The organism is Bradyrhizobium sp. HKCCYLS1011 (assembly GCF_051167795.1).
In the GTDB taxonomy this organism is placed as follows: domain Bacteria; phylum Pseudomonadota; class Alphaproteobacteria; order Rhizobiales; family Xanthobacteraceae; genus Bradyrhizobium.
This window is the reverse complement of the sequence record NZ_JBNPTT010000012.1, coordinates 174916-196412: the sequence shown is the minus strand read 5'-3', so window position 1 is coordinate 196412 and position 21497 is coordinate 174916. Positions and strand designations below refer to the sequence as shown.

Below are 21497 nucleotides of genomic sequence, written 5' to 3'. Positions count from 1 at the left end.
CCTTACTTCGCTGCTTGGATTTGAAGGGAAGACCTGGTCCAGTCCTCCTTGTCGAATTCACCATCCCATTTCGCGACCACAATCGCGGCGACCGCGTTGCCGATGGTATTGGTGATCGCACGCGCCAGCGACATGAACCGGTCGATGCCGAGCAGCAGCGCCAGCCCTTCCGCGGGCAGCCCCGCGGCGACGACGGTTGCGGCCAGCGCAGCGAACGCTCCGCCCGTGACCCCGGCAGCGCCCTTGCTGGTGAACAGCATCACCACGAACAGGCTCAATTGCTGCGCCGCCGTCAGCTCGATGCCGTAGACCTGGGCGACGAAGATCGTGCTGAGCGGCAGCGTCAGCGCGACGCCGTCGAGATTGAAGGAATATCCGGAAGGGATGACGAGGCCTGCCACCGCACGCCCCACGCCGGCCTTCGGCAGCTTCTCCATCATCCCAGGGATGGCGGTTTCCGACGACGAGGTCCCGAGCACGACAAGTAACTCCGTGCGCAACAGGCGCAACAGATCCATCAGACGAATCCCGGCGAGACGGCAGATGGTCCCCAGAACGACGAAAATGAAGAACGCCATCATCGCCCAGGCGGTGCCGACCAACACGCCGAGCGCATACAGCGTCGCGACACCAAACTTGGCGACCGTGAAGGCCATCGCGCCGAAGGCTCCGATCGGGGCCAACGCAACGACGACGTGGACGACGCTGAAGACAAGCTCGGTCACTCGCTCAAGGCCCGACCGCAGCGGCGCGGCCTTCTCGCCAAGGAGCAGCAGGCCGATCCCGCATAAGAGCGCCAGCACGAGAACCTGGAGCACATCGCCGCTCGCGAATGCGCCGACGAAGCTATCCGGTATCATATGCTGGATGTAAGCCGACAGAGATCCGACATGGCTCTCCGCGTAGCGGGCCACAGTTTCGGCCTGCTGTGCGGTGGCGTGGGCTACGCCCGCACCGGGCTGAACCCAACGCACGACAACGAAGCTGAACAGGAGACAAAGGGTCGTGACGATTTCGAAATAGGCGAAGGCCTTGAGACCGATGCGGCCTACCGCCCTCATGTCGCCCACCTGGGCAATGCCGGTCACCACGACCAGAAAGATCAGGGGCGCAATTGTCATCTTGATCAGCGAGATGAAGGCGTTGCCAAGCGGCTTCAGATCGACCGCGACGGTTGGAAAGAGAGCGCCAACCAGCACGCCGAGTGCGGCGCCGGCCACAACCAGGACATACGGCTCGCGCCATAGCGGCTTGCGGCGCCCCTCGGATACGGGCCGCGGCAAGGGCTCGGACAGCGATGGTGTTACGACCCGCAATTCGTTTCCCCCTGAGACGTTTTTCCGCGCCATATCAGGAAGGCGCTTTGTTCTGGTTTTTGCGACGCGGTTACAATGGACCAGCGCCGTCCGAGGCGCTAATGCCGTATCGGAATGATTTGAGGACAAAACGTTATTATGGACCTGGTTTGGCTCGAGGATTTCCTTGCGGTTGCCGAAGAGAGCGGGTTTTCGCGCGCCGCCGAGCGCCGTCATGTGACCCAGCCGGCGTTGAGCCGCCGCATCAAGGCGCTGGAGGAGTGGCTTGGCGCTCCCTTGTTCGAGCGCAGCACACACAACGTGACGCTGACGTCAGCGGGCGAGAGCTTTCTCCCGGTCGCCGAGGACGTGCTCCGCAGGGTGCTGAACGGGCGCGAGGAAGCCCTGGAAGCCGCCCGGTTCAAGGCCGAGACCATCCATTTCGTCGCAACCCATGCGCTATCGCAGACGTTTTTTCCCGATTGGATCCGTCGGGTCGACCGTGCCGGGGCCGGTGCGGCGATCCAGCTCGTCGCCTCCAATTTCGCCGGCTGCGAAAGGCTACTCCTCGACGCGCAGGCGCACTTTCTGCTGGCCCACTATCACCCGACCCTCACCAGCCGGCTCGAGCCCGATCGATTTCAGCGCATTGAGCTGGATCGCGACGTGCTGATACCGATCAGCGCGCCGGCGCCGAAGAAGGCCACCCGCAGCGGGGGCCAACGCAGGGCGGTCCCGCGCTATGCGTTGCCGGGCGCGAGCAACGCCCCGCTCCCCTATCTCACCTACCATCCGGGCTCCGGCGTAGGACGAATTGTGACGTCGTTTCTCGCCACCAAGGAACCAAGTGCATCACTGGCGCCCAGCTTCTCGGCTCCCGTGATGCTGCTCGTCAACATGGCGCGCGAAGGCCGTGGCATCACCTGGGCCCCGCGCAGCCTGGTCGAGGGCGATATTCACAGCGGCCGCTTGCTGCGCGCAGGTCCGAAAGAATGGGACATCGACATCAGCATCTGCCTGTTTCGATCGCGGGCTCGCATTACGAGCGCAGCCGAAGCTTTTTGGAGCACGATCAAGAAACTCGGCAAAAGCCCGATCTCATAGCGTCAATCAGCGCGGCGCTCAAAACTCGGATCGCTTGTTGACAAGCGACGCGTTCAGCTCGTTATCAGTTCAGCAAGCTCATCAAATATCGCGCTCAAATGCCTCCCTTTCAGCCGGCGCGAGATGCAGCCCGTGCTTGGTCCGCCGATCGAGGTAGTCCGCAGCCGTCCTCGCCCACTCCGTTTCGCGAAGAAAGATCGCTTCTCGCTCGTAGAAACTTCCTCCGAAATGGCGGCCGAGATCGGCGGTCGTACGGACTGCGCCAAGAAGCAGTCGGGTGCGCGTGCCATACAGACGCGCATAGTGATGGATCAGTCTGTGCGGCAGATCGGGATACTCGCGCGCCAGCTGGAGCGCGAAACTCTCGAAGCTGCCAGCGATGTCGCCGCCCGGCAGCGGCTGACCCGCCGTCCAAGCTGAGGCCATCTTTGGAAACCACGGCTGCAGCCGCTGTAGCGCATGCTCCGCCAGCCGGCGATACGTCGTGATTTTGCCGCCGAAGATGGAGAGCAGCGGCGGCGCATCGTGCGTGCCATCGACCTCGAACACATAGTCGCGCGTGACTGCAGACGGATTTTCCGCGTTGTCGTCGTAGAGCGGCCGGACGCCGGAAAACGCATGCACAATGTCGCTCGCCCGCGGCGCAGCCTGAAAATAGCGATGCAAGACCTGCAGCAGGTAGGAGATTTCCGCTGCGTCGATCGCGACGTTCTCCGGTCGACCGTCATATATTATGTCGGTGGTGCCGATCAACGCGAGCTCGTCCTCATACGGATTGACGAAGATGACGCGACGATCCGTATTTTGCAGCAGATAGGCTTGCGGTCCGCGCCAGAATTTCGGCACCACAATGTGGCTGCCCTTCACAAGCCGCACGTTATATGCGGAGTTCATCCCGGTCACGCCCTGCAGGACCTCCTGAACCCAGGGCCCCGCTGCATTGACCAGAGCTCGTGCTCGCACAACCTGTGCATCGCCGTCCTCGCCCTTCAGCTCGAGGACCCAGACCTCGCCCTCTCGTCGTGCGCGCACCGCCCGCGTGCGGGGCAGGATCGTGGCGCCATTGCGCGAGGCATCGATCAGATTGAGAACGACAAGCCGGGCGTCGTCCACCCAGCAGTCGGAATATTCGAAGCCGCGGCGAAATTCGCGGCGCAGGGGTGCTCCCTCGGGAGCCTGCGCCAGATCGAGCCCGCGGCTCGCTGCCAGCTGCTTGCGGCCGCCCAGATGGTCATAGAGAAACAAGCCCGTCCGCACCAGCCAGGCCGGCCGCTGCTCCGGCGAATGCGGCAACACGAAACGCATCGGCCAGATGATATGCGGCGCGGAGGCAAGCAGCACCTCGCGCTCAATCAGGGCCTCACGGACCAGGCGGAATTCGTAATACTCAAGATAGCGCAGCCCGCCGTGAACGAGCTTGCCCGAGCGCGACGAGGTGCCTTCGGCAAAGTCGTCCTTCTCGCAGAGCAATACCTTGAGGCCGCGGCCTGCGGCATCGCGGGCAATACCCGCTCCATTGATGCCGCCGCCGATGATGGCGATGTCGACGAGCCCGTGATCCCTGCCCGCAACCGGCGCAGTCTCTGTCATCGCTTCGTGCTGAGCTTCTTCTCAGGCCGTTTCCGTGCCGCAGCGGTGGTGAGGCGCGCCTTCGCTGGCTTCGCTTTCGGCGGCTGCAGGCCATAAGTTGAAAAGCCCCTCGCCGTCTCCGCGATTTCCTCCTCGCCGAGAATATGAGGCGCGCCGAGCGCGAGCGAGAGATAATACTGCCGCGCGATCGTCTCCAGCTCGACGGCAAGCCACATCGCCTTGTCCAGATTGGCGCCGACCGCGATCATGCCGTGATTGGCCAACAGACAGCCGTTGCGGCCTTCCAGCGCCGCGAGCGCAAGCTCGGACAATTCTTTGGTGCCATAACGCGCATAGCCGGCGCAGCGGATATCGTTGCCGCCGAATGCCGCCATCATGTAGTGGCAGGCGGGAATTGGCTTGCGTGCAATCGCAAGCACGGTGGCATAGGTCGAATGCGTATGGACGACGCCGCCGACATCCGGCCGTCCGCGCATGATGTCGAGATGGAAGCGCCATTCGGTGGAGGGCTGCAGCGGCCCCTCCCAGGAGCCGTACTCCTTGCCGTTGATCGGCATCGCCGCAATCATGTCCGGTTTCATCGCGTCATATGGCGTGGCCGACGGCGTGATCAGCATCCTGTCCTTGTAGCGCGCGGAAATGTTGCCCGACGTGCCCTGGTTCAGACCCGACGCATTCATCCATCGACACTTGGCGATAATGGCTTCGCGCAATTGCCGTTCTTCACGGGTCATCTGGCAATACCTTTCGTCTTCAGCACGGGTTGAGTGGCGGTTCGCCGGCGAGGAAGCGGCGAACTTCTTCCGCCGCCTGATCGGCGGCGAAGGTGACTGTGCGCACGGAGGCACCGGCGATGTGCGGCGTCAGCGTGACGTTCGGCAATTGCAAGAGCGGCCAGTCCGGCGGCACCGGCTCAACTGCGAACGTATCGAGCATGGCGCCGCCAACACGCCCCGATGACAGCGCGTCGTAGAGCGCGTCGTAGTCGACCAAGGGCCCCCGCGCCGTGTTGATCAGGAAGGCGCCGGGCCTGATCCGCGCAAACGCGTCCCGATCGATGAAGCCCGTCGTCTCCGGCGTCACCCGCGCATGCAGGGTGATCACGTCGGCGCGCGCCAGCAGGTCCGGCAGAGCGACGTGCTCGACGCCGTCATTGCGGTCCTGGGCGCTGAGCTGGACATAAGGATCGGCCACCAAGATCCTGCAGCCGAACGCCTTGAGCAGCTTCACCACGCGCGTGCCGATCGCCCCATAGCCGACGATGCCGACGGTCATCTCGCTGAGCTCGCGGCCGGTACGGTCGGCGCGATAGAGATCGCCGCGCCATTCCCGGCCACGCAGCGATTCATGGCCACTGCGAATGAGACGGGTCTCGGCGAGAATGGCACCGATGGTGAACTCGGCGACCGCGCTGGCGTTGCGGCCCGGCGTGTTGACGACGAGCACCTCATGGTCGCGCGCGGCCTGCATGTCGATATTGACCGGGCCGCCGCGCGACACCGCAATGAACTTCAGGTTCGGAAGCCGCTGCAGCATCGATCGCGAGATCGGCGCCAGGTGGGTCACGAGCATCGACGCGTTACCGATGAAATCGACGACGTCATCGGGATCGCCCATGAACTCCTTCAACCCATCGAGCTTCGAGCCGGCATAGCCGTGCTCCATCGGCTCATCCGGCCACGGCTGCTCGAGCATGCGGATCTCGATGTCGTTACCGCAGGCCGACGTAATCCGTTCGGCAAACACCGACGGCAGCATGAAGCGATCACCGACGATGGCGATGGAGCTAGACATGACCGGCCCCCGCGCGCAGCGTTGCCAGCTCTTTCCAGACCGGACGCGCGGCCAGCCTGGCATTGAGATAGGCCGGGAACATCTGTCCATAACGCGCGACCAGCGCGGCATCCGGCGCCTGTGGCGCGTTCAAATAAGGTGTCACCCAATCCTCCGCGCAGGCCGCCATATCCGGATAGAGGCCGGTCGCGACGGCTGCCATCATGGCAGCTCCCGCAGCGCCTGCTTCGCCGCGGCTGCAAATGCGAATCCTGCTTTCGAGCGCCGCGCCCAGAATGGCTCCGAGCGCGCGGCTCCGTGCCGCGCCGCCGGTCATTCGCACCTCACCCGGGAGCGAGCCCATCGCCGCATAACAATCGCGCGCAGCAAAGGCTAGCCCTTCCATCACGGCGCGCATCAGGTCCCAATAGCCATGGCGCGAGCGCAGGCCCAGGAACTGCGCGCAGGCCTCATGGGCAACGAACGGACCCCGCTCGCCGGCGTCGGAGATGAAGGGATGAAACAGCAGCTCGCATGGCCTGGCCTGCAGCACGTTCTCATCGAGACGCCGGATCAGGTCGGCGCGCGAACGACTGACACCTTCGGAGGCCAGCAGATCGCGTGCGAGATCGACAAGCCAGTCGATATTGAGCGTCGCGGCCATGTTCGACTGCATCTGGGCATAATAGCCAGGCACCGGAAAAGGCATGGTGTAGCCGGTTGCTTCCGGATTCAGAGCCACGGCGTCGGCGCTCGGCGCGAGCCGCATATGCATGCCGGTTGAACCGATGATCGTGCATCCGACATCGGGAGCCGGGTCATATAGGCCGGCGCCCAATGCCGTACAGATCACGTCGACATAGCCCAGCGTCACCGGCAGGCCCGCCGGCAGGCCCGTCTCCGCCGCGGCCGCCGCATTGAGCTGATGCGTCGTCGTTGCCCCGTCGACGACCCGCGGAAACAGCCGCTTCAGATCGGCGATGCCGATCAACCGCGCGGTTTCCGCATCGAAGCCACCTTCGCGGAAATTGCCGCAGGAAAAACTGGCCTCCGCGGGATCGGTCGCGCGTTCTCCGGTCAGCAGAAAATAGAGCCAGTCCTTGCAGTGGAATGCAGTCGCAGCGCGCGACACGATCTCCGGTGCGTGCGTCTGCAGCCAGGCCAGTTGCGGTCCCTGCTGGCAAGCATTCAGTCCGGAGCCGGTCCGCCGATAGAGCGCCGTATTGCGCTCGCTGGTGCGAATCTCCTCAACGATGGCAGCGGCGCGAGAATCGAGCCACAGAAGCGCCGGCGCAACCGGCTGGCCGTCGTCGTCGATCAACCACGTCCCGTCGCCCTGGCCCGTCACCGCGATGGCCGCGACGCGCCCTGCGAGATCAGGAACGGCCGCACCCAGTCCACGAAGTGCCGCGACCGTATCGCGCCAGGTTCGCGCCATGTCCTGCTCGACGCGGCCTCCGGCTGCGGTGTCATAGGCATTCGGCAGCGAGACGTCGCCAAGCTGTTGGCCGCTCGTCGTGAACGCCACAGCCTTGATCAGGGACGTTCCGGCATCGATGCCGATGATGAGGTCGCGGCCTGGGGAAAGCTGCATGATCAGCCCGCCTCCGCATGATGGATGCAGGTGCCGTCGCCGGCGAAGATGTGGAGATGACGCGACTCCATCGCGAATGGGACGACATCATCTGGCCGCGCCGCGATCCGGTTCGGCGTGACTGCGATCAAGAGCTTGCCGGCACATTCACCCGCGACATGCGACTGGTCACCGAGCCATTGGTTGGAGACGACGCGCAGCCGCACATCACCACTGCCAACCGCAACCTTCTGGGGTCGGATGCCGACCGTCAGGCGCGCACTGCCCTCCAGCGCTTTCTGCGCAGCATTGTCGAGCGTGTCTCCCGGAATCTGGAACACCAGATCCGGCCCAACCGACAGGCCAAAACCGCCGTTGTTGCGGGCAACCTCCGCCTGAAGCAGGTTCATCGGCGGCTCACCGATGAAGCTCGCGACAAAAAGATTGGCTGGACGGTTCTTCAGATCCTTCTCGCTGGCAAATTGCTGCAGGATGCCGTCTTCCATGACCGCAATACGATCGGCAAGCGCGCTTGCTTCGGCCTGATCGTGCGTGACGAAGATCGCGGTCATGCAGCGCTCGGCGAGCAGTCCCTTGATCCGGCCGCGCAGCACGGCGCGAAGCTGCGGCTCCAGCTGGCCCATCGGTTCGTCCAGAAGGTAGAGATCGGCGTCGCGCACCAGGGCGCGCGCCAGCGAAACCCGCTGCTGCTGGCCTCCCGAAATTGCGCGCGGATAGCTGTCCAGGATGTCGTCGATCTCGACCAGCCGCGCAATCGCATCCACCCGGCGGGTCACCTCGCTCCGCGACAATTGTTGCGCCTTCAGCGCAAAGGCGATGTTCTCGCGCACCGTCAGCGGCGGATAGAGTGAATAGCCTTCGAACGCCATCGCCACCTTGCGCTGAGCCGGCGGCAGCCGATGGATCTGCCGATGTCCCAACGCAATCGAACCCGAGGTGACCTCTTCAAAGCCCGCGATCATGCGCAGGGTCGAGGTCTTGCCACAGCCTGATGACCCCAACAGCGCGACGATCTCGCCGCTCGGGACGTCCATATCGAGCGCACGGACCGCATGGACTGGCGGCTTGCCACGGCTGCCATAGACCTTGTCGACGTTTCTGAGCTCGAGCATACCCATCGCCAACAGCTCCTCAGGCCGCATATCGCCGATGCGGAAGGCCGACGCGAAGGCCCGTCGCTCGATCGAACAAAAGCGCGGCCTCCGGCGCAAAACGAACGAACACGTCCTCGTCCGCTCCGGCAATCCCCGCCTCCGACGGCAACGCGGCGAGCCACTCCATGCCATCGGCGAAACGGAGCAACATCACCGCCTTCTCATGCATCGGCGTGACCGCAACAATCCGCGCCGGAATCCCGCCCTCGCCAGCTGCCGCCGAAATCAGGAGGTCATCGGGCCGGACGCCAAGCCAGCATGCACCGTCGTCTTCTGCCTGCCGGTCCACTGGACCAAGCCGCACGCGCGACCCGGAAATATCTGCGAAGACGCCGCCCTGGTCTACATATGGCGCCACTTCGACGAGATTGATGCTGGGGTCACCGAACAGCCGGGCAACCGCAACCGAAGCGGGACGGCCGTAGATCTCGTCCGGGCGCGCGACCTGCTCGAGCCGCCCGTTGATCAGGACAGCGATACGATCGGCAATCGCCATCGCTTCGCGATAGTCCTGGGTGACATAGAGGACCGCGGCAGTGCCTCGTCGCAACAGGCTCGGCAACTCCAGCCGCATTTCATAGCGCAGCTTGGCGTCGACATTGCGCAGGGGATCATCGAGCAGCAGGACCTCCGGGTTGCCGATGAGGGCGCGCGCCAGCGCCGTGCGCTGCTTCTGACCGTTCGACAATTCGCGCGGCGCGTGGCCAAGCACATGCTCGATTTTCAGGAGCCGGGCAATCGATTTGACCCGCGCCGCTGCGTCGCTCCTGGTCTGCTTCGCCCGCAGCCCGCTTGCGATATTGTCTTGCGCGGTCATGTGCGGAAACAGCGCAAAATTCTGAAATGCCATGCCGACGCCGCGCCGCTCGGGAGACGCGCCCACGACCGACTGGCCGCCGATCAGAATGTCTCCGTCGTCCGGCTCGAACATCCCCGCGATCATCCTCAACAGCACTGTCTTGCCGCTGCCGGACGGACCGAAGACCGCCACGATCTCGCCGGGTTCGACAGTGAGCGACAGATCATCGGCGCAGCGTACCGCGCCGAATGCTTTCGTGAGCGAATTGAGCTCGAGCCGTGCCATACGTTCAGCCTTTCACCGCGCCGAGCGACAGACCTTCGACCAGGTATCGCTGCGCATAAAGTGCAAGCAGCAGCGTCGGCATGACCGACAGCACGATGGCCGCGGCGATCTGACCATATTGGATGCCGGACGCGGTCACGAAGGCGAGCGCACCCACGGTCACGGGCTGCTTGTCGGCGGAGGCCAAGATCAGAGCAAACACGAAGTTGTTCCAGCAGAAGATGAAGGACAACAAGGCTGCCGCCGCAATCCCGGGCCCAGCAAGCGGCACTGCGATGCGCGTGAAGGCCTCGCGCCAGGAATGCCCGGCGAGGCGATAGGCGTGCTCGATATCCGGGCTGATATCCTCGAAATAGCCGCGCACGATCCACAGAATGAGCGGCAGCGCGATCAGCTGATAGACCCAGACGATGCCGAAATAGGTGTCGTTGAGGCCGAGCTGCTGATAATAAAGCGACAGTGGCAGCAGCACCAATAATGGCGGCGCAAAGCGAAACGACAGCAGGGTAAACGCGATGGTTTCACCCAGGCGAAACTTGAACCGCGCAAAAGCATAGGCTGCCGGCACGCCGAGCAGCAAAGCGAGCACCACCGCCGCGCTCGACAGCACAAAGCTGTTGAAGAGATTGCGCATGAAGGAAATCTCGAGATTGCCGGCGGCGGTGCGCAGCTGACCCGAGATCAGCGCCTCGTAATTGGCGAGCGTCGGCTCGAACAGGAGACGTGGCGGAATTCGCAGAATCTGCTCATTGGTCTGGAACGACATCATGAGGATCCAGACGATCGGGAACATGAAGAAGACAAGCACGAGCGTCAGCGCTACGCCCCGGAAGATACGACCTAACAGGCCCGAATGGTCCATCGCCGCCTCCCGTTCCCTAGGCGTGACTGTGGGCACGCGCCCGCAACCGCAGCCAGTTCTTGATAAAGATGTTCGACAGGATGTTGGTGATCAGCCAAAGGATCATCAGCAGCGCCGCCGAGCGTCCGACATTGGTGTACTGGAAGAACTCAAGATAGGCCTGGACCTGGAACACCATCAGCCGGTCGCCGGGCCCGCCTTGCGTCATTGCGTAAATGATGTCGAACTGCTGGATCGAATCCAAAAGCCGGAACAGCGAGGCCGTGATGATGTAGGGCGCAAGCATCGGCAGCGTGATGCGAAAGAACACGAAGCTTGCCGGCACCCCGTCGAGTGCGGCCGCCTCGAACGGCTGGCGCGGCAAGGACCGCAATCCGGCCAGCAGCAGGATCATGATAAAGGGCGTGTAGACCCAGACGTCGACCAGGACCACGGTGAACAGCGCCGTCGATGGATCGGACGCCCATTTGAAATCATGCACGCCGAACAGGCTGACGAGATAGGAAAGGATACCGAAGCCCGGGTTGGTCATGAGCTTCCACATCAGCGCCGCGATCGCAGGCGCCGTCATCAGCGGCAGCAGCAGCATGATCGAGACTGCATTGTGAAAGCGGGTTGGCCGCCGCAGCAACAGCGCAATGCCAAGGCCAAGCAACAACTCAAAGACGACTGTCACCGCCGTGTAGATCAGCGAGATCCGAAGCGTGTTCCAGAACGCCGGGTCCGAAAGGAAGTCTATATAGTTGTCGACCCCGATGAAGCCGCGGAGATAAGGCAGGTTCAACCGGTAGCGCTGCAACGAATAGATTGCCGCCGTCACAAACGGCACCAGGATGGCGATGCAGACGAGCAGCGCCGGAAGGCTCAAGAGGTAAGGCAGGAGGCGTCCGCGCAGCTTCGTCGTGCGGCGTGGAAGCGCATTGGCCTGCAGTAGTTGCACCATGCTCATGACGATAAAGGATCGCTCATTCGTTGCAATACCGCCGGCTCGGATCGGGTCAAGGTCCGAACCGGCGGGTTGGCGTGGTGTGGAGGATCAATCACCACGTCAGACTTCAGCCGAGGCCAGCCTGCTTCAGCTGCCGGTTGATGCTGTCGGCGAGCTTGTCGAGCCCCTCGTCGACGCTGACCTCCTTCGCCACCATCTTCTGCAGCGATGCCGCCCATTCGGTCGTGAGGTCGAAGAACAGCGGCTGCGCAGTGAAATAGATCTTCGCGCCAGGAGACGACACGTCGAACTGCTCGAGATAGCCGGGATAGGATTTTGCGATGCGGTCGCGGAACTCCTGGTCTTTCCACACCGATGCGCGCACCGGGTTGACGAAGTCCATCTTGCGCGCGCCGAACAGATCGTGCTCGACGGAGGCCGCCCATTGCATGAACAGCCAGGCCGCGTCCTTCTGCTTGGAGAAGCTCGAAAGAGCCAGCGACCAGATCCACACATTCGGCGTCGGCGCCTTGGCTTCCGGGTTCGCGGCGAACGGCGCGTAGCCGAGATTACCCTTTTCCTTATTGTCACCGCCATTCATGAAATAGCCGAGGATGTCGGCATCGAAGATCATGCCGGAAGCACCGGCGCCGAGATCGGTGCCGACCTGATACCAAGTGTAGGTGGACCAGTTCTTCGGGCCCGAGGCCTGGATCATCTTCACCCATTTCTCGTGGAAATCCTTCGAGGCCTTGGTGTTCATTGCGGCTTTCAGCTTGCCGCCCTCCATCACGAAGTCCTTCTGCCCGAAGTTCGAATAGGCCGACAGGAACCCGGGATGGATGGTCGCCCAGGAGCGTGATCCGCGGACGCCGATGCCGTAAGGACCGCCGGCATCCTTGGTGATCTTGGCGGCGACGTCGAGCATCTCGTCGAGGTTCTTCGGCGGCTTCACGCCGACTTTGTCGAAGATGTTGCGATTGTAAGTGATGTTGTTGAGCTCATAGCCCCAGGGGATGCACCACTGCTTGGCCTGGCCGGAGCCGAGCTCGGAGCCGGCAACCCCGTCCCAGGCGGTCGAGGCCCGCAGGTTCGGCAGCACATCATCCCACGCGAAAGCCGGACTGGTCTTCGCTGGGTCCTTGATGTAGGCGTTGAGATCCTCGATCCAGCCGGCCGGACCATAGGTCCAGGTCATGTAGGCGCCGGTCATGAACGCGTCGTACTGATCCGACTTCGACGACAGCGCAGCCGTCACCTTGTCGAAATAGACATCCTCCGGGAAGATGTCATAGGTGACGTTCATCCCCGTCAAATTCTTGAACGCCTCGAGATCGGCGATCATCGCGTCGACATACGGATGCTTGTTCAAGAGCAGCTTGATGGTCTTGCCGCTCGAGGCCTTCCAGTTGAAGTCCGCCGCCATCGCGCGCGACATAGCGGACGCGAACGCCGCATTGGCCGCAACGCCGGCGATGCCTAGCTTGGCAGCTCCGTCGAGGAGATCACGCCGACTGAGACGTTTGGCGGCGTAGGAGTCGAACAGATTCTTTTCGCGATCGTACATTGACACCTCCCATATTGTCGTTACCTGCCCTTCCGACTTTTGATTTTGGTCTTGCCGGATGTTGCCTCCGGCTTATCCGTCACGAGCGCCTGTGCGGTCACCTCGTCGATGATGAGGCCATGCAAGAGGCCGCTGCACAGCGCAGCACGCAAAGCCGTCACCTTGGCAAGTCCGCCGGCAATGGCGACAATGCGGTGCTTCCTGAGGTCTGCCGCCCCCATCGAGGTGGCACGTGCCGAGAGATCGATGTCGAGCATCCCCCCCTTGGCATTGAGAAAATGACCAAGCAGATCGGCACAGGCGCCGGCCCGCTTCAATTCGACAACCTCGTCCGGCTTGATCATGCCGCTCGAGACCAGAAAGCCGTCACTGTGAATCTGGCCGATGCCGACGAACAGAACCGAAGCCTTGCGGGCAAGCGCGAAGACATCGGCAATGCCGTATTGCTGCATCAGAACGGCACGGTCGGCGACGGAATTCGCAAACACTGGAACCGGCAGCAGATAGGCTTCCGCACCAGTGCGCTCGGCCAGGCGATGAATCACGTCGAATGGATTGGCGGCAAATTTCCGCGTGAGGCCGCCGAGCAGCGAGACAAACTGGACGTCGCGCGCCGGCGTCTGCGGCAGTTGCTCGACCACCGCCGCGAGCGTCCGGCCATGCCCGACGCCGATGATCTTGTGCTCGCCACGCTCGAGAATTTGCCGCAGGAAGCTTGCGCCTTCGAGCGCCAGCGCTTTCAGCGGCAGATCGCCTTCACCGAGATCTGGCGCGACCCGACAAAACGACAGGCCATAACGCTGGGCCAGCGTGTTCTCCAGCGCGACGCATTCCGCCACCGGCCCCTCGACAAAGACGCGGATCATGCCTTCGCGGCTTGCGCGCGCGATCAACCGGTGCGCCTTGGTGCTTTGGATGTTCAGCCGCTCCGCAACCTCGGACTGCGTCAGGCCGGCGGCGAAGTACAGCCATGCCGCCCGCGTCGCAAGCGAAGCTTCTCCGTCAATCGTCGGCAGCCTGTCTGGTGTCGCCACGCCGAAAAGCCCGCTTGCAAAATTCTTCACACCTTGCAAAAAATTGCAGAGGCACGGCTGGCCGTCAATCCCCAAAACGTGCTGCGGTGCAATCGGACCAACTTGCGTTGTGCTGTGTCAGTTCGCCCTTGAGGCAACTGCAAAGATGGTGAAGTCGATGACAGCTCTATTCCTCGGCATCGATATCGGAACCGGTGGCGTCCGCGCCTGCGCAGTCGATCTGCATGGCGAAATCCAGGCGATCGAGGCCTCTCCTCTGCCTTCGCCGCGTCGGGATGGCGACGCGATCGACCAGGATCCGGAACTCTGGTGGCAGGCAACGACGTCCGCGATTTCAGCACTCGGCCGGAAGCTCGACCTCAAACGCGTCGAGCGGATATCCGTCGACGGCACCTCCGGCACGCTCTTGCTGATTGACGCCGCAGGCCGTCCCACCACGCACGGGCTCATGTACAACGACGCGCGCGCGGCGAGGGAAGCCGCCCGCATCGCGGAGGTCGCGCCGGCGGAAAGCGGAGCACATGGCGCAAGCAGCGCGCTCGCGAAGTTGCTTTTCCTGCTGGATCGCGCGCCCCTCAAGGACGCGCACATCGCCGTCCATCAAGCGGATTGGATTGCCGGACGGCTCGCCAGCACTCACGGTGTCAGCGACGAGAACAACGCGTTGAAGCTTGGCTACGATCCCATCGCGCGCAGCTGGCCGGGGTGGCTCGACCAACTCGGTGTCAGCCGCGAATGGCTGCCCAAGGTGCTCGTGCCGGGCACGCCCGTTGCCGTGGTCGATCCGGAGGTTGCATCCGCGCTTGGCCTGTCACGTTCAGCTCAGATTACGGCCGGCACGACTGATGGCGTTGCAGCCTTCATTGCCACCCGCGCCGACGCGCCGGGCGACGCCGTCACCTCACTCGGGACGACACTCGTCGTCAAGCTGCTCGCAACGCAACCGATCTTTGCGGCGGATCAAGGCGTCTATTCGCACCGTCTCGGCGACCGCTGGCTCGCTGGCGGCGCCTCCAACTCGGGTGGCGGCGCATTGCTGACGCATTTCACCGCGCAACAGATGGACCTGCTGACGCCGCTGCTCGATCCGGATGCGTCGACAGGTCTCGACTACTATCCCCTCCCCAAACCAGGCGAACGCTTCCCGATCGCGGATCCTGCTCTGGCGCCACGGATCACGCCACGCCCATCCGAAGATCGTCGCTTTTTCCAGGCTCTTCTCGAGGGAATCGCAGCGGTCGAAGCCCTCGCTTACCGACGCCTGATGCAGCTCGGAGCACCGACGCTGCGCCGCGTCATCAGCATCGGCGGTGGCGCAAAGAACGCTGCGTGGACAGACATCCGGCGTCGCGTTCTCGGCGTGCCTGTCGAAGTCGCCGTGCAGACCGAGGCATGTTATGGCGCCGCCCTCCTTGCCTTGCGGGGTGGTCCGCCATGAGAAGCGAAACGATCGCGATTGAAGGCCTTTCCGCCATCGCCGAAAGGTTCGATCATGTCCTGCTCGACCAATGGGGCACGCTGCACGAGGGCGGAAAGGTGTTTCCAGCGGCGCGGGAGTGCATGGACAGGCTGCGGAACGCGGGCAAGCGCGTTGTGATCCTCTCGAACTCAGGCAGGCGCGCACGCAACAATACGGAGCGGCTTACGGAACTGGGCCTGCCACCCTCGACCTATGACGACATCCTCACTTCGGGCGAAGTGACCTGGCATGGCCTGCGAAGCCGGACCCGCAAGCCGTTCACCGATCTTGGCCCTTCCTGCTTCCTGATCACCCGCGGCGCCGACCGGTCCATTGTCGACGGGCTTGATCTCGCAATCACGGACGATGTGCAAAAGGCCAGCTTCATCCTCCTTGGTGGTCTGGACGATGATTTCGCCGAGCCCGAATCCTGGCGCGGATGCTTGAGCTTGGCCAAGGCGCGCAGGGTGCCGATGCTCTGTGCCAATCCGGACCTCAAGATGTTCGGCCGAACCGGATTGATCCCTGCCCCCGGCGCACTTGCGCGCTTCTATGAGCAGCTCGGCGGCATCGTGACCTATATCGGCAAGCCGCACGCACCGATCTTCGAGGCGGTGCTGGAACGCCTGGGTCGCCCAGCACCAGGGCGGGTCCTGATGGTGGGCGACTCGGTCGACCACGACATTGCCGGAGCGCACGCCGCCGGAATGCTGACACTGCTTCTCAGTTCAGGTGTGCACCGCGATCTCCTGACGACGCGAGACGTGGCGGCCGCGACGCGACGGCTCGCCGGCTCGCCGGCGCGAGTTCCGAATTGGACGATGGATCATCTGGCCTGGTGAGGAAGCGCTGATGCGAGAACCTGCAGAACTCCGCGAGCTGCGCCTGATGTCCACGCGGGTCGGCACCAATATCCGGCTGGTTCAGGGCGCAGGCGGCAACTCCTCGATCAAGCACGGCGACGTACTCTGGGTGAAAGCCTCGGGCACATGGCTTGCCGATGCCGAGCACAAGGACATCTTCGTCCCGGTTGCGCTGCAGGCAGTACGGGCGGCGCTGGCGCGCGGCGACGAACGGATCCCGCTAGCTGATCAGGGGCAGGCTGCCCTTCGTGCCTCGATCGAGACATCGCTCCATGCGCTGATGCCGCATCCGGTGGTGCTGCATGTGCATTCCGTCAACACGATTGCATGGGCGGTCCGGCAAGACGCGCGCGATGAATTTGCCAGACGGCTGGCCGGATTGGCGTGGCGCCACCTCCCCTATTATCATCCGGGGCTGCCGTTGGCCCGCGCCGTGACCGAGGTCATCGCGCGAGACACGGTCGACGTCCTGATCCTCGGCAACCACGGTCTTGTGGTGGGAGCGCCGAGTTGCGAGGCCGCGGAGGCGCTGGTGCACGAGGTTGAAGAACGGCTCGCGTTGACGCCGCGCATCGCGCCGGCCGCGGACGAGAGAACGCTCCAAGAGCTTTGTCGAGGGAGCGACTATCGCCTGCCGACTGATCCGCTTTGCCATGCCGTCGCCATCGACCGCTTCAGCCGTGCACTTGCAACAGGCGGCTCGCTTTATCCCGATCACGTCGTGTTTCTCGGTCCCGGCCTGCCGGTGTTGCAGCGAGGCGAGGAGCTCTCCGCGATCGCCGAGCGGACCGTTGCAAACGGGCTGCCGCCGCCGGTTTCGCTTCTCGTGCCCGACATGGGCACTGTCGTCCGCACCGATGCCAGCCCCGGTGCCGAGGCCATGTTGACCTGCCTTTCGCTTGTCACCTCGCGCCTGCCATTGGACGCCGAAGTCGTTTATCTCACGGCCGAGAACGAACAAGCTCTGCTGAACTGGGACGCTGAGCGCTACCGACAGCAATTGACCGCTAATCGCAGCGGGACGGCGATACAGCAGACATAAGCAGATTCCACTCGCAATAAGGCTGATACTCAGACGACGCGACGAGCGGCCATCTCCGCTGCGAGCAGCAGCGCGGCGCGGCTCGCGCCAATCGATGCGATCCCCTGGCCCGCGATGTCATAGGCGGTGCCATGCGCCGGCGTGCAGATCGGAAACGGAAAACCGCCGAGCAAGGTCACGCCGCGATCAAAGCCCATCAGCTTCATCGCGATCTGGCCCTGGTCATGATACATCGTCAGCACCGCATCGAAGGCGCCGCCCTTGGCGCGTAGAAACACCGTGTCGGCAGGGAACGGCCCTTCTGCGGCAATGCCGTCGCGCTGGCCGGCCGCGACCGCCGGCGCAATGACATCGATCTCTTCGCGGCCGAAATTGCCGCCGTCGCCGGCGTGAGGATTCAGTCCGGCAACCGCGATGCGTGGACGCGCGAAGCCAGCGTCACGCATGCAGGCCTCCGTCAGCTTGAGCGCGCGGTAGATGCGTTCGCTGGATAGCCGCGCCGCGACGTCCTTCAGCGGGATGTGCGAGGTGACGCGCGCATTCCAGAGCTCGCCCAGCACATTGAATTCGCTTGCCGCGGTCGTGAGCCCGACCACCTTCGCCGAGAAGGCTATTTCGTCGTCATAGTCGGCGCGCGCGAGCCGCATCGCCTGCTTGTTGAATGGCGTGAAGCCGACGGCATCGACGCGGCCGTCGCGGCCAAGCTCGAGCGCGTGCCTGTAGTTCGCCAGCGCGAAGCTTCCGCCGGCAAGAGTTGCGGTTCCGCGCTCAACGTCAGCGGGATGGAGGTGACCGAGATCGACGAACAGTGCCTCCTCCCGTTCGGAACGAAAGTCGGCCCCCTGCTCCACGGTCTTCAGCTCCGGCGTCACGCCGGCCACGCGCGCCCCCGCCTCGAAGATGCGCCGGTCGCCGATGACAACGAGGCGGCAGCGCGCCCGGATGTCGTCGAGCGCAACGAGCTTCGCCGTCAGCTCCGGGCTGATGCCGGCGGGATCTCCCATCGCCAGTGCGATGAGCGGCTTTCCGGTCATACGATTACTTTCTCCTGGCCTGTCGTCTCGTCGGCGGGCGAGGCGGGCTTGCGCCGGATACGCGTGAGCTGCAAGGCGAGCGGAAGCAGCAGCAGCGCAATGCCGGCCACGACCAGGCTCGTCACCAGCCGGTTTGCAAAGAAGATCCCGAGCGATCCCTTGGACATCAGCATCGATTGGCGGAACGCATCCTCGGCCTTGTCGCCGATGACGATCGCAAGCACCAGCGGTGCCAGCGGATAGAACAGCTTTTTGAAGAGATAGCCGACGACCCCGAAGCCGAGCATCAGCACCACGTCGAGATAGGAGTTCGACACCGAATAGGCGCCGACGACGCAGATGATCACGATCAGCGGCGCGATGATCACGAAGGGAATCCGTATCAAGGCCGCAAACACGGGCACGGTGAGCAGCACCAGCGCGACGGCGACGATATTGCCGACATACATCGAGGCGATCAGCCCCCAGACGAAATCCTTGCTGTCGACGAACAGCATCGGCCCGGGATTGAGGCCCCAGATCATCAGCCCGCCCATCATCACCGCTGCGGTGGCCGATCCGGGAATGCCGAGCGAGAGCATCGGCAGCAGCGCGCTGGTGCCGGCCGCGTGGTCGGCCGTCTCCGGCGAAATGATGCCTTCGACTTCGCCGGTGCCGAAGTGCCGGCCACGGCGCGAGAAACGCCGGGCGATGCCATAGCTCATGAAGGACGCCGCCGTCGGGCCGCCCGGCGTGATTCCCATCCAGCAGCCGATCGCAGCACTCCGCAGCAAGGCAACGCCATGCCGTGGCAGTCGCGCGACCGCACGAAACACTTCCCGCCAATCGATCGTCGATGAGACGGCGCGGGCATGAAACTCCTCTTCAACGGCGACCAGGAGCTCGCCGATGCCGAACAGGCCCATCACCGCGACGACGAAGCTCACGCCTTTCACCAATTCGTCGATGCCCATGGTGAGGCGCACGCTGCCGGAGACGGTGTCGATGCCGATGGCCGCGATCGCAAAGCCGATCGCCAGCGCCACAACGGTCTTCATCGGTGCCGCGCCGCCCATGCCCACGAAGCTGGCGAAGGCAAGGAAGTAGACCGCAAAATATTCCGGCGGTCCGAAGGCAAGTGCGACCTGCGCCACCCATGACGCGAGGAAGGTAATCAGGATGACGCCGACCAGCGCGCCGAACGCCGCCGAGCCGAAGGCGGTGGCGAGCGCTGTCGTCGGCCGTCCGTCGCGCGCCATTGGATAGCCGTCGAAGGTGGTCGCGACCGACGATGGCTCTCCCGGGATATTGAACAGGATCGAGGTGACGGAGCCGCCGAACAGCGCTCCCCAATACATGCTCGAAAGCAGGATGATGGCCGACACCGGCTGCATGCCGAAGGTCAGCGGCAGCAGCAGCGACACGCCGTTCGGCGCGCCCAGGCCCGGCAGCACGCCGACGAGAATGCCGAGCAGCACGCCGATGACCATCAGGACCAGATGCGGCACCGTCACCGCAATGGTGAAGCCGTGCAGGAGCTCCTGGAGATTATCCATCGGTTCTCTCCGTCAGAGCCCGATTGCCGCGGCAAGCGCGCCATGCGGCAGCGTCACCTGGAACATGCGCTCGAACACGACATAGAGCGCAAGCGGCGTCGCCACCGCGATCATCAGCGAGCGAAGCACGGATTGATGCCTGGGGATCGCGAGCACCGCGAACACGTAGGCGGCCGCGGCCAGATACATCCCGAGCAGCGGGATCGCGGCGACGAATATCGCGGCCGGCACGAACAGGCCGGCGAGCCGGCGCAGTTCGGTCGACGTCAGAGCGATGGGAACGTTTGCGAGCCTCGCAGCCGGCACGACACCTCGCACCAGATTGTAAAGGCTCCCGAGCACGATCACGAGGCCGGTCAGGAACGGAAACGTGCCGGCGTCCACGCCCGCACTCGACCAGCCGATGCCGTTGTCCAGGCTTGAGACGACCACCGCGACGCCGAAACCCCCGGTGAGGATGGCCGTCGAGAGTTCGAGGGCGCGGCGCGATATCATCGAAAGCTCCAGTGCGGCGTCAGGCAGTGGGATGTCGTTGCGCGGATGTTCGCAATCTCACTTGATGAGCCAGCCCTGCTCGCTCGCAACCTGCTTGAGGTGCTCGAGATCTTGCTTGATGAATTTGTCGAAGTCGGCTCCGGTCAGGAACGTGTCGACCTGGGAGGTCTTCTCGATGTAGTCCTTCCATTCCGGCGTGGCCTGCACCTTCTTCATCAGGTCGACATAGAACCCGGTCTGGTCCGGCGTGACCTTGCCGGGCAGCCACACCGTCCGCGGCTGCTCATATTGCGCAATGTCGAGACCCTGCTCGACGCAGGTCGGAACGTCGCTCCAGCCTTCGGTCGTGGTGATCTTGGGGCCCTGCGGCAACCGCTTCGGGCTGAAGGCGCACAGCGGGCGCTGCGTTCCGCCGCGCCATTGCCCGAGGCTCTCGCTCGGATTGTTGACGTGGGAATCGATGTGCCCACCGGCGAGCTGCACGGCGGCTTCGGCGCCGCTCTTGAAGGGGATGTAGGTCAGTTTGACATGACCGACCTTCTCGATCATGCGGGTCAGCACCTCGTCGGTGTCCTTCGATTGCGCGCCGCCCATCTTGAATTCGCCCGATGCGGCCGCCTTCAGATAGTCGCCCGCCGTTTTGTAGGGGGCGTCCTGCTTGACCCAAAGCAGGAACTCGTCCTGCGCCATGGCCGCGATCGGGGTGAGATCGGTGTAGTTGAAGGCGACCTTGGATACGAGCGGCTGCTGCCAGGCGTTCGAGGTGCCGAAGATCACCTTGTAGGGATCGCCCGCAGAGGCCTTGCCGTAGACATAGCCCTCCGCGCCGCTGCCACCCCCCTTGTTGACGACGACGATCGGCTGATCCGTCAGCTTGTACTTGGTGATGATGTTCTGCACCGCACGGGCGAGATTGTCAGTCCCACCGCCCGGTCCCGCCGTGGCAACGAACTCGATCGGCTTTTGCGGTTGCCAGGCTGCCAGCGCCGGCATCGTGCCGGCGAGCACCGCAGCAGCTGCGGAAAACAGAAACGACGACGTACGACGCATGATTTCCTCCGACTGATTCTTTGTTTTTTGTGTT

19 protein-coding genes are annotated in these 21497 nt (G+C 63.7%); 4 read left to right on the top strand and 15 right to left on the bottom strand.

The annotated features are described in order from the left end of the window. Positions 1-2: 2 nt before the first annotated feature. Complete coding sequence (locus tag ACQR1W_RS33625) at positions 3-1316, bottom strand: cation:dicarboxylate symporter family transporter (RefSeq protein WP_434854772.1); 1314 nt, start codon at positions 1314-1316, stop codon at positions 3-5. Between the two features lie 138 nt (positions 1317-1454). Here ACQR1W_RS33625 and ACQR1W_RS33620 point away from each other — a divergent pair, with 138 nt between their 5' ends. After that, positions 1455-2399 (top strand): LysR family transcriptional regulator, encoded by a 945-nt coding sequence (locus ACQR1W_RS33620; RefSeq protein ID WP_434854771.1) that lies wholly within the window; start codon positions 1455-1457, stop codon positions 2397-2399. Positions 2400-2480: 81 nt separating this feature from the next. Here ACQR1W_RS33620 and ACQR1W_RS33615 read toward each other — a convergent pair whose 3' ends face one another. From ACQR1W_RS33615 to ACQR1W_RS33570, 10 genes are all read right to left on the bottom strand, one after another. Then, positions 2481-3989 (bottom strand): glycerol-3-phosphate dehydrogenase, encoded by a 1509-nt coding sequence (locus tag ACQR1W_RS33615; RefSeq protein ID WP_434854770.1) that lies wholly within the window; start codon positions 3987-3989, stop codon positions 2481-2483. Further along, positions 3986-4723, bottom strand: a complete 738-nt coding sequence (locus ACQR1W_RS33610) for a class II aldolase/adducin family protein (protein WP_434854769.1) — start codon at positions 4721-4723, stop codon at positions 3986-3988. The genes ACQR1W_RS33615 and ACQR1W_RS33610 overlap by 4 nt, the downstream gene beginning before the upstream one ends. 19 nt (positions 4724-4742) lie before the next feature. Continuing rightward, complete coding sequence (locus ACQR1W_RS33605) at positions 4743-5783, bottom strand: 2-hydroxyacid dehydrogenase (protein WP_434854768.1); 1041 nt, start codon at positions 5781-5783, stop codon at positions 4743-4745. Further along, positions 5776-7356: an FGGY family carbohydrate kinase gene (locus ACQR1W_RS33600; RefSeq protein WP_434854767.1), complete on the bottom strand. Its 1581-nt coding sequence runs from the start codon at positions 7354-7356 to the stop codon at positions 5776-5778. Before ACQR1W_RS33600 ends, ACQR1W_RS33605 begins: the two co-directional genes overlap by 8 nt. A 2-nt stretch (positions 7357-7358) precedes the next feature. Next, positions 7359-8468 (bottom strand): ABC transporter ATP-binding protein, encoded by a 1110-nt coding sequence (locus ACQR1W_RS33595; protein ID WP_434854855.1) that lies wholly within the window; start codon positions 8466-8468, stop codon positions 7359-7361. Positions 8469-8487: 19 nt separating this feature from the next. Continuing rightward, positions 8488-9594: an ABC transporter ATP-binding protein gene (locus tag ACQR1W_RS33590; protein ID WP_434854766.1), complete on the bottom strand. Its 1107-nt coding sequence runs from the start codon at positions 9592-9594 to the stop codon at positions 8488-8490. 4 nt (positions 9595-9598) lie between these two features. Continuing rightward, on the bottom strand, positions 9599-10456 hold the full coding sequence (locus ACQR1W_RS33585; protein ID WP_434854765.1) for a carbohydrate ABC transporter permease: 858 nt from the start codon (positions 10454-10456) through the stop codon (positions 9599-9601). Between the two features lie 16 nt (positions 10457-10472). Further along, entirely contained in the window at positions 10473-11399 is a 927-nt protein-coding gene (locus tag ACQR1W_RS33580; protein WP_434854854.1) for a carbohydrate ABC transporter permease, read from the bottom strand. 112 nt (positions 11400-11511) lie between these two features. Continuing rightward, positions 11512-12951 carry an extracellular solute-binding protein gene (locus ACQR1W_RS33575; RefSeq protein WP_434854764.1) on the bottom strand — a complete coding sequence of 480 codons (1440 nt, stop codon included), beginning with the start codon at positions 12949-12951 and terminating at the stop codon, positions 11512-11514. Between the two features lie 20 nt (positions 12952-12971). Next, positions 12972-13985, bottom strand: a complete 1014-nt coding sequence (locus ACQR1W_RS33570; protein WP_434854763.1) for a sugar-binding transcriptional regulator — start codon at positions 13983-13985, stop codon at positions 12972-12974. 157 nt (positions 13986-14142) lie between these two features. Here ACQR1W_RS33570 and ACQR1W_RS33565 point away from each other — a divergent pair, with 157 nt between their 5' ends. The 3 genes from ACQR1W_RS33565 to ACQR1W_RS33555 are packed head-to-tail and all read left to right on the top strand — an operon-like array spanning position 14143 to position 17349. Beyond that, positions 14143-15423 carry an FGGY-family carbohydrate kinase gene (locus ACQR1W_RS33565; protein ID WP_434854762.1) on the top strand — a complete coding sequence of 427 codons (1281 nt, stop codon included), beginning with the start codon at positions 14143-14145 and terminating at the stop codon, positions 15421-15423. After that, a complete protein-coding gene (locus ACQR1W_RS33560) occupies positions 15420-16286 on the top strand; it encodes a TIGR01459 family HAD-type hydrolase (protein ID WP_434854761.1) in 867 nt (288 codons plus the stop codon). Before ACQR1W_RS33565 ends, ACQR1W_RS33560 begins: the two co-directional genes overlap by 4 nt. 10 nt (positions 16287-16296) lie before the next feature. Next, positions 16297-17349: a class II aldolase/adducin family protein gene (locus ACQR1W_RS33555; protein ID WP_434854760.1), complete on the top strand. Its 1053-nt coding sequence runs from the start codon at positions 16297-16299 to the stop codon at positions 17347-17349. 29 nt (positions 17350-17378) lie between these two features. Here ACQR1W_RS33555 and ACQR1W_RS33550 read toward each other — a convergent pair whose 3' ends face one another. The 4 genes from ACQR1W_RS33550 to ACQR1W_RS33535 are packed head-to-tail and all read right to left on the bottom strand — an operon-like array spanning position 17379 to position 21463. Next, positions 17379-18383, bottom strand: coding sequence for a 4-hydroxythreonine-4-phosphate dehydrogenase PdxA (locus tag ACQR1W_RS33550; RefSeq protein ID WP_434854759.1), 1005 nt, complete (start codon positions 18381-18383; stop codon positions 17379-17381). Beyond that, the gene (locus ACQR1W_RS33545; RefSeq protein WP_434854758.1) at positions 18380-19918 is read right to left on the bottom strand and encodes a tripartite tricarboxylate transporter permease; all 1539 of its coding nucleotides are present in this window, start codon (positions 19916-19918) and stop codon (positions 18380-18382) included. Before ACQR1W_RS33545 ends, ACQR1W_RS33550 begins: the two co-directional genes overlap by 4 nt. A gap of 12 nt (positions 19919-19930) precedes the next feature. Continuing rightward, positions 19931-20413 (bottom strand): tripartite tricarboxylate transporter TctB family protein, encoded by a 483-nt coding sequence (locus ACQR1W_RS33540; protein WP_434854757.1) that lies wholly within the window; start codon positions 20411-20413, stop codon positions 19931-19933. Positions 20414-20470: 57 nt separating this feature from the next. Then, on the bottom strand, positions 20471-21463 hold the full coding sequence (locus ACQR1W_RS33535) for a Bug family tripartite tricarboxylate transporter substrate binding protein (protein ID WP_434854756.1): 993 nt from the start codon (positions 21461-21463) through the stop codon (positions 20471-20473). Positions 21464-21497 lie beyond the last annotated feature (34 nt).

Excerpts from the sequence above, each read along its gene's own strand:
- ACQR1W_RS33590 (WP_434854766.1), bottom strand. The coding sequence starts at position 9,594 with ATGGCACGGCTCGAGCTCAATTCGCTCACGAAAGCATTCGGCGCGGTA.
- ACQR1W_RS33540 (WP_434854757.1), bottom strand. The coding sequence starts at position 20,413 with ATGATATCGCGCCGCGCCCTCGAACTCTCGACGGCCATCCTCACCGGG.
- ACQR1W_RS33535 (WP_434854756.1), bottom strand. The coding sequence starts at position 21,463 with ATGCGTCGTACGTCGTCGTTTCTGTTTTCCGCAGCTGCTGCGGTGCTC.
- ACQR1W_RS33595 (WP_434854855.1), bottom strand. The coding sequence starts at position 8,468 with ATGCTCGAGCTCAGAAACGTCGACAAGGTCTATGGCAGCCGTGGCAAG.
- ACQR1W_RS33615 (WP_434854770.1), bottom strand. The coding sequence starts at position 3,989 with ATGACAGAGACTGCGCCGGTTGCGGGCAGGGATCACGGGCTCGTCGAC.
- ACQR1W_RS33545 (WP_434854758.1), bottom strand. The coding sequence starts at position 19,918 with ATGGATAATCTCCAGGAGCTCCTGCACGGCTTCACCATTGCGGTGACG.
- ACQR1W_RS33565 (WP_434854762.1), top strand. The coding sequence starts at position 14,143 with ATGACAGCTCTATTCCTCGGCATCGATATCGGAACCGGTGGCGTCCGC.
- ACQR1W_RS33560 (WP_434854761.1), top strand. The coding sequence starts at position 15,420 with ATGAGAAGCGAAACGATCGCGATTGAAGGCCTTTCCGCCATCGCCGAA.
- ACQR1W_RS33600 (WP_434854767.1), bottom strand. The coding sequence starts at position 7,356 with ATGCAGCTTTCCCCAGGCCGCGACCTCATCATCGGCATCGATGCCGGA.
- ACQR1W_RS33575 (WP_434854764.1), bottom strand. The coding sequence starts at position 12,951 with ATGTACGATCGCGAAAAGAATCTGTTCGACTCCTACGCCGCCAAACGT.
- ACQR1W_RS33580 (WP_434854854.1), bottom strand. The coding sequence starts at position 11,399 with ATGGTGCAACTACTGCAGGCCAATGCGCTTCCACGCCGCACGACGAAG.
- ACQR1W_RS33620 (WP_434854771.1), top strand. The coding sequence starts at position 1,455 with ATGGACCTGGTTTGGCTCGAGGATTTCCTTGCGGTTGCCGAAGAGAGC.
- ACQR1W_RS33610 (WP_434854769.1), bottom strand. The coding sequence starts at position 4,723 with ATGACCCGTGAAGAACGGCAATTGCGCGAAGCCATTATCGCCAAGTGT.
- ACQR1W_RS33585 (WP_434854765.1), bottom strand. The coding sequence starts at position 10,456 with ATGGACCATTCGGGCCTGTTAGGTCGTATCTTCCGGGGCGTAGCGCTG.
- ACQR1W_RS33550 (WP_434854759.1), bottom strand. The coding sequence starts at position 18,383 with ATGACCGGAAAGCCGCTCATCGCACTGGCGATGGGAGATCCCGCCGGC.
- ACQR1W_RS33605 (WP_434854768.1), bottom strand. The coding sequence starts at position 5,783 with ATGTCTAGCTCCATCGCCATCGTCGGTGATCGCTTCATGCTGCCGTCG.
- ACQR1W_RS33555 (WP_434854760.1), top strand. The coding sequence starts at position 16,297 with ATGCGAGAACCTGCAGAACTCCGCGAGCTGCGCCTGATGTCCACGCGG.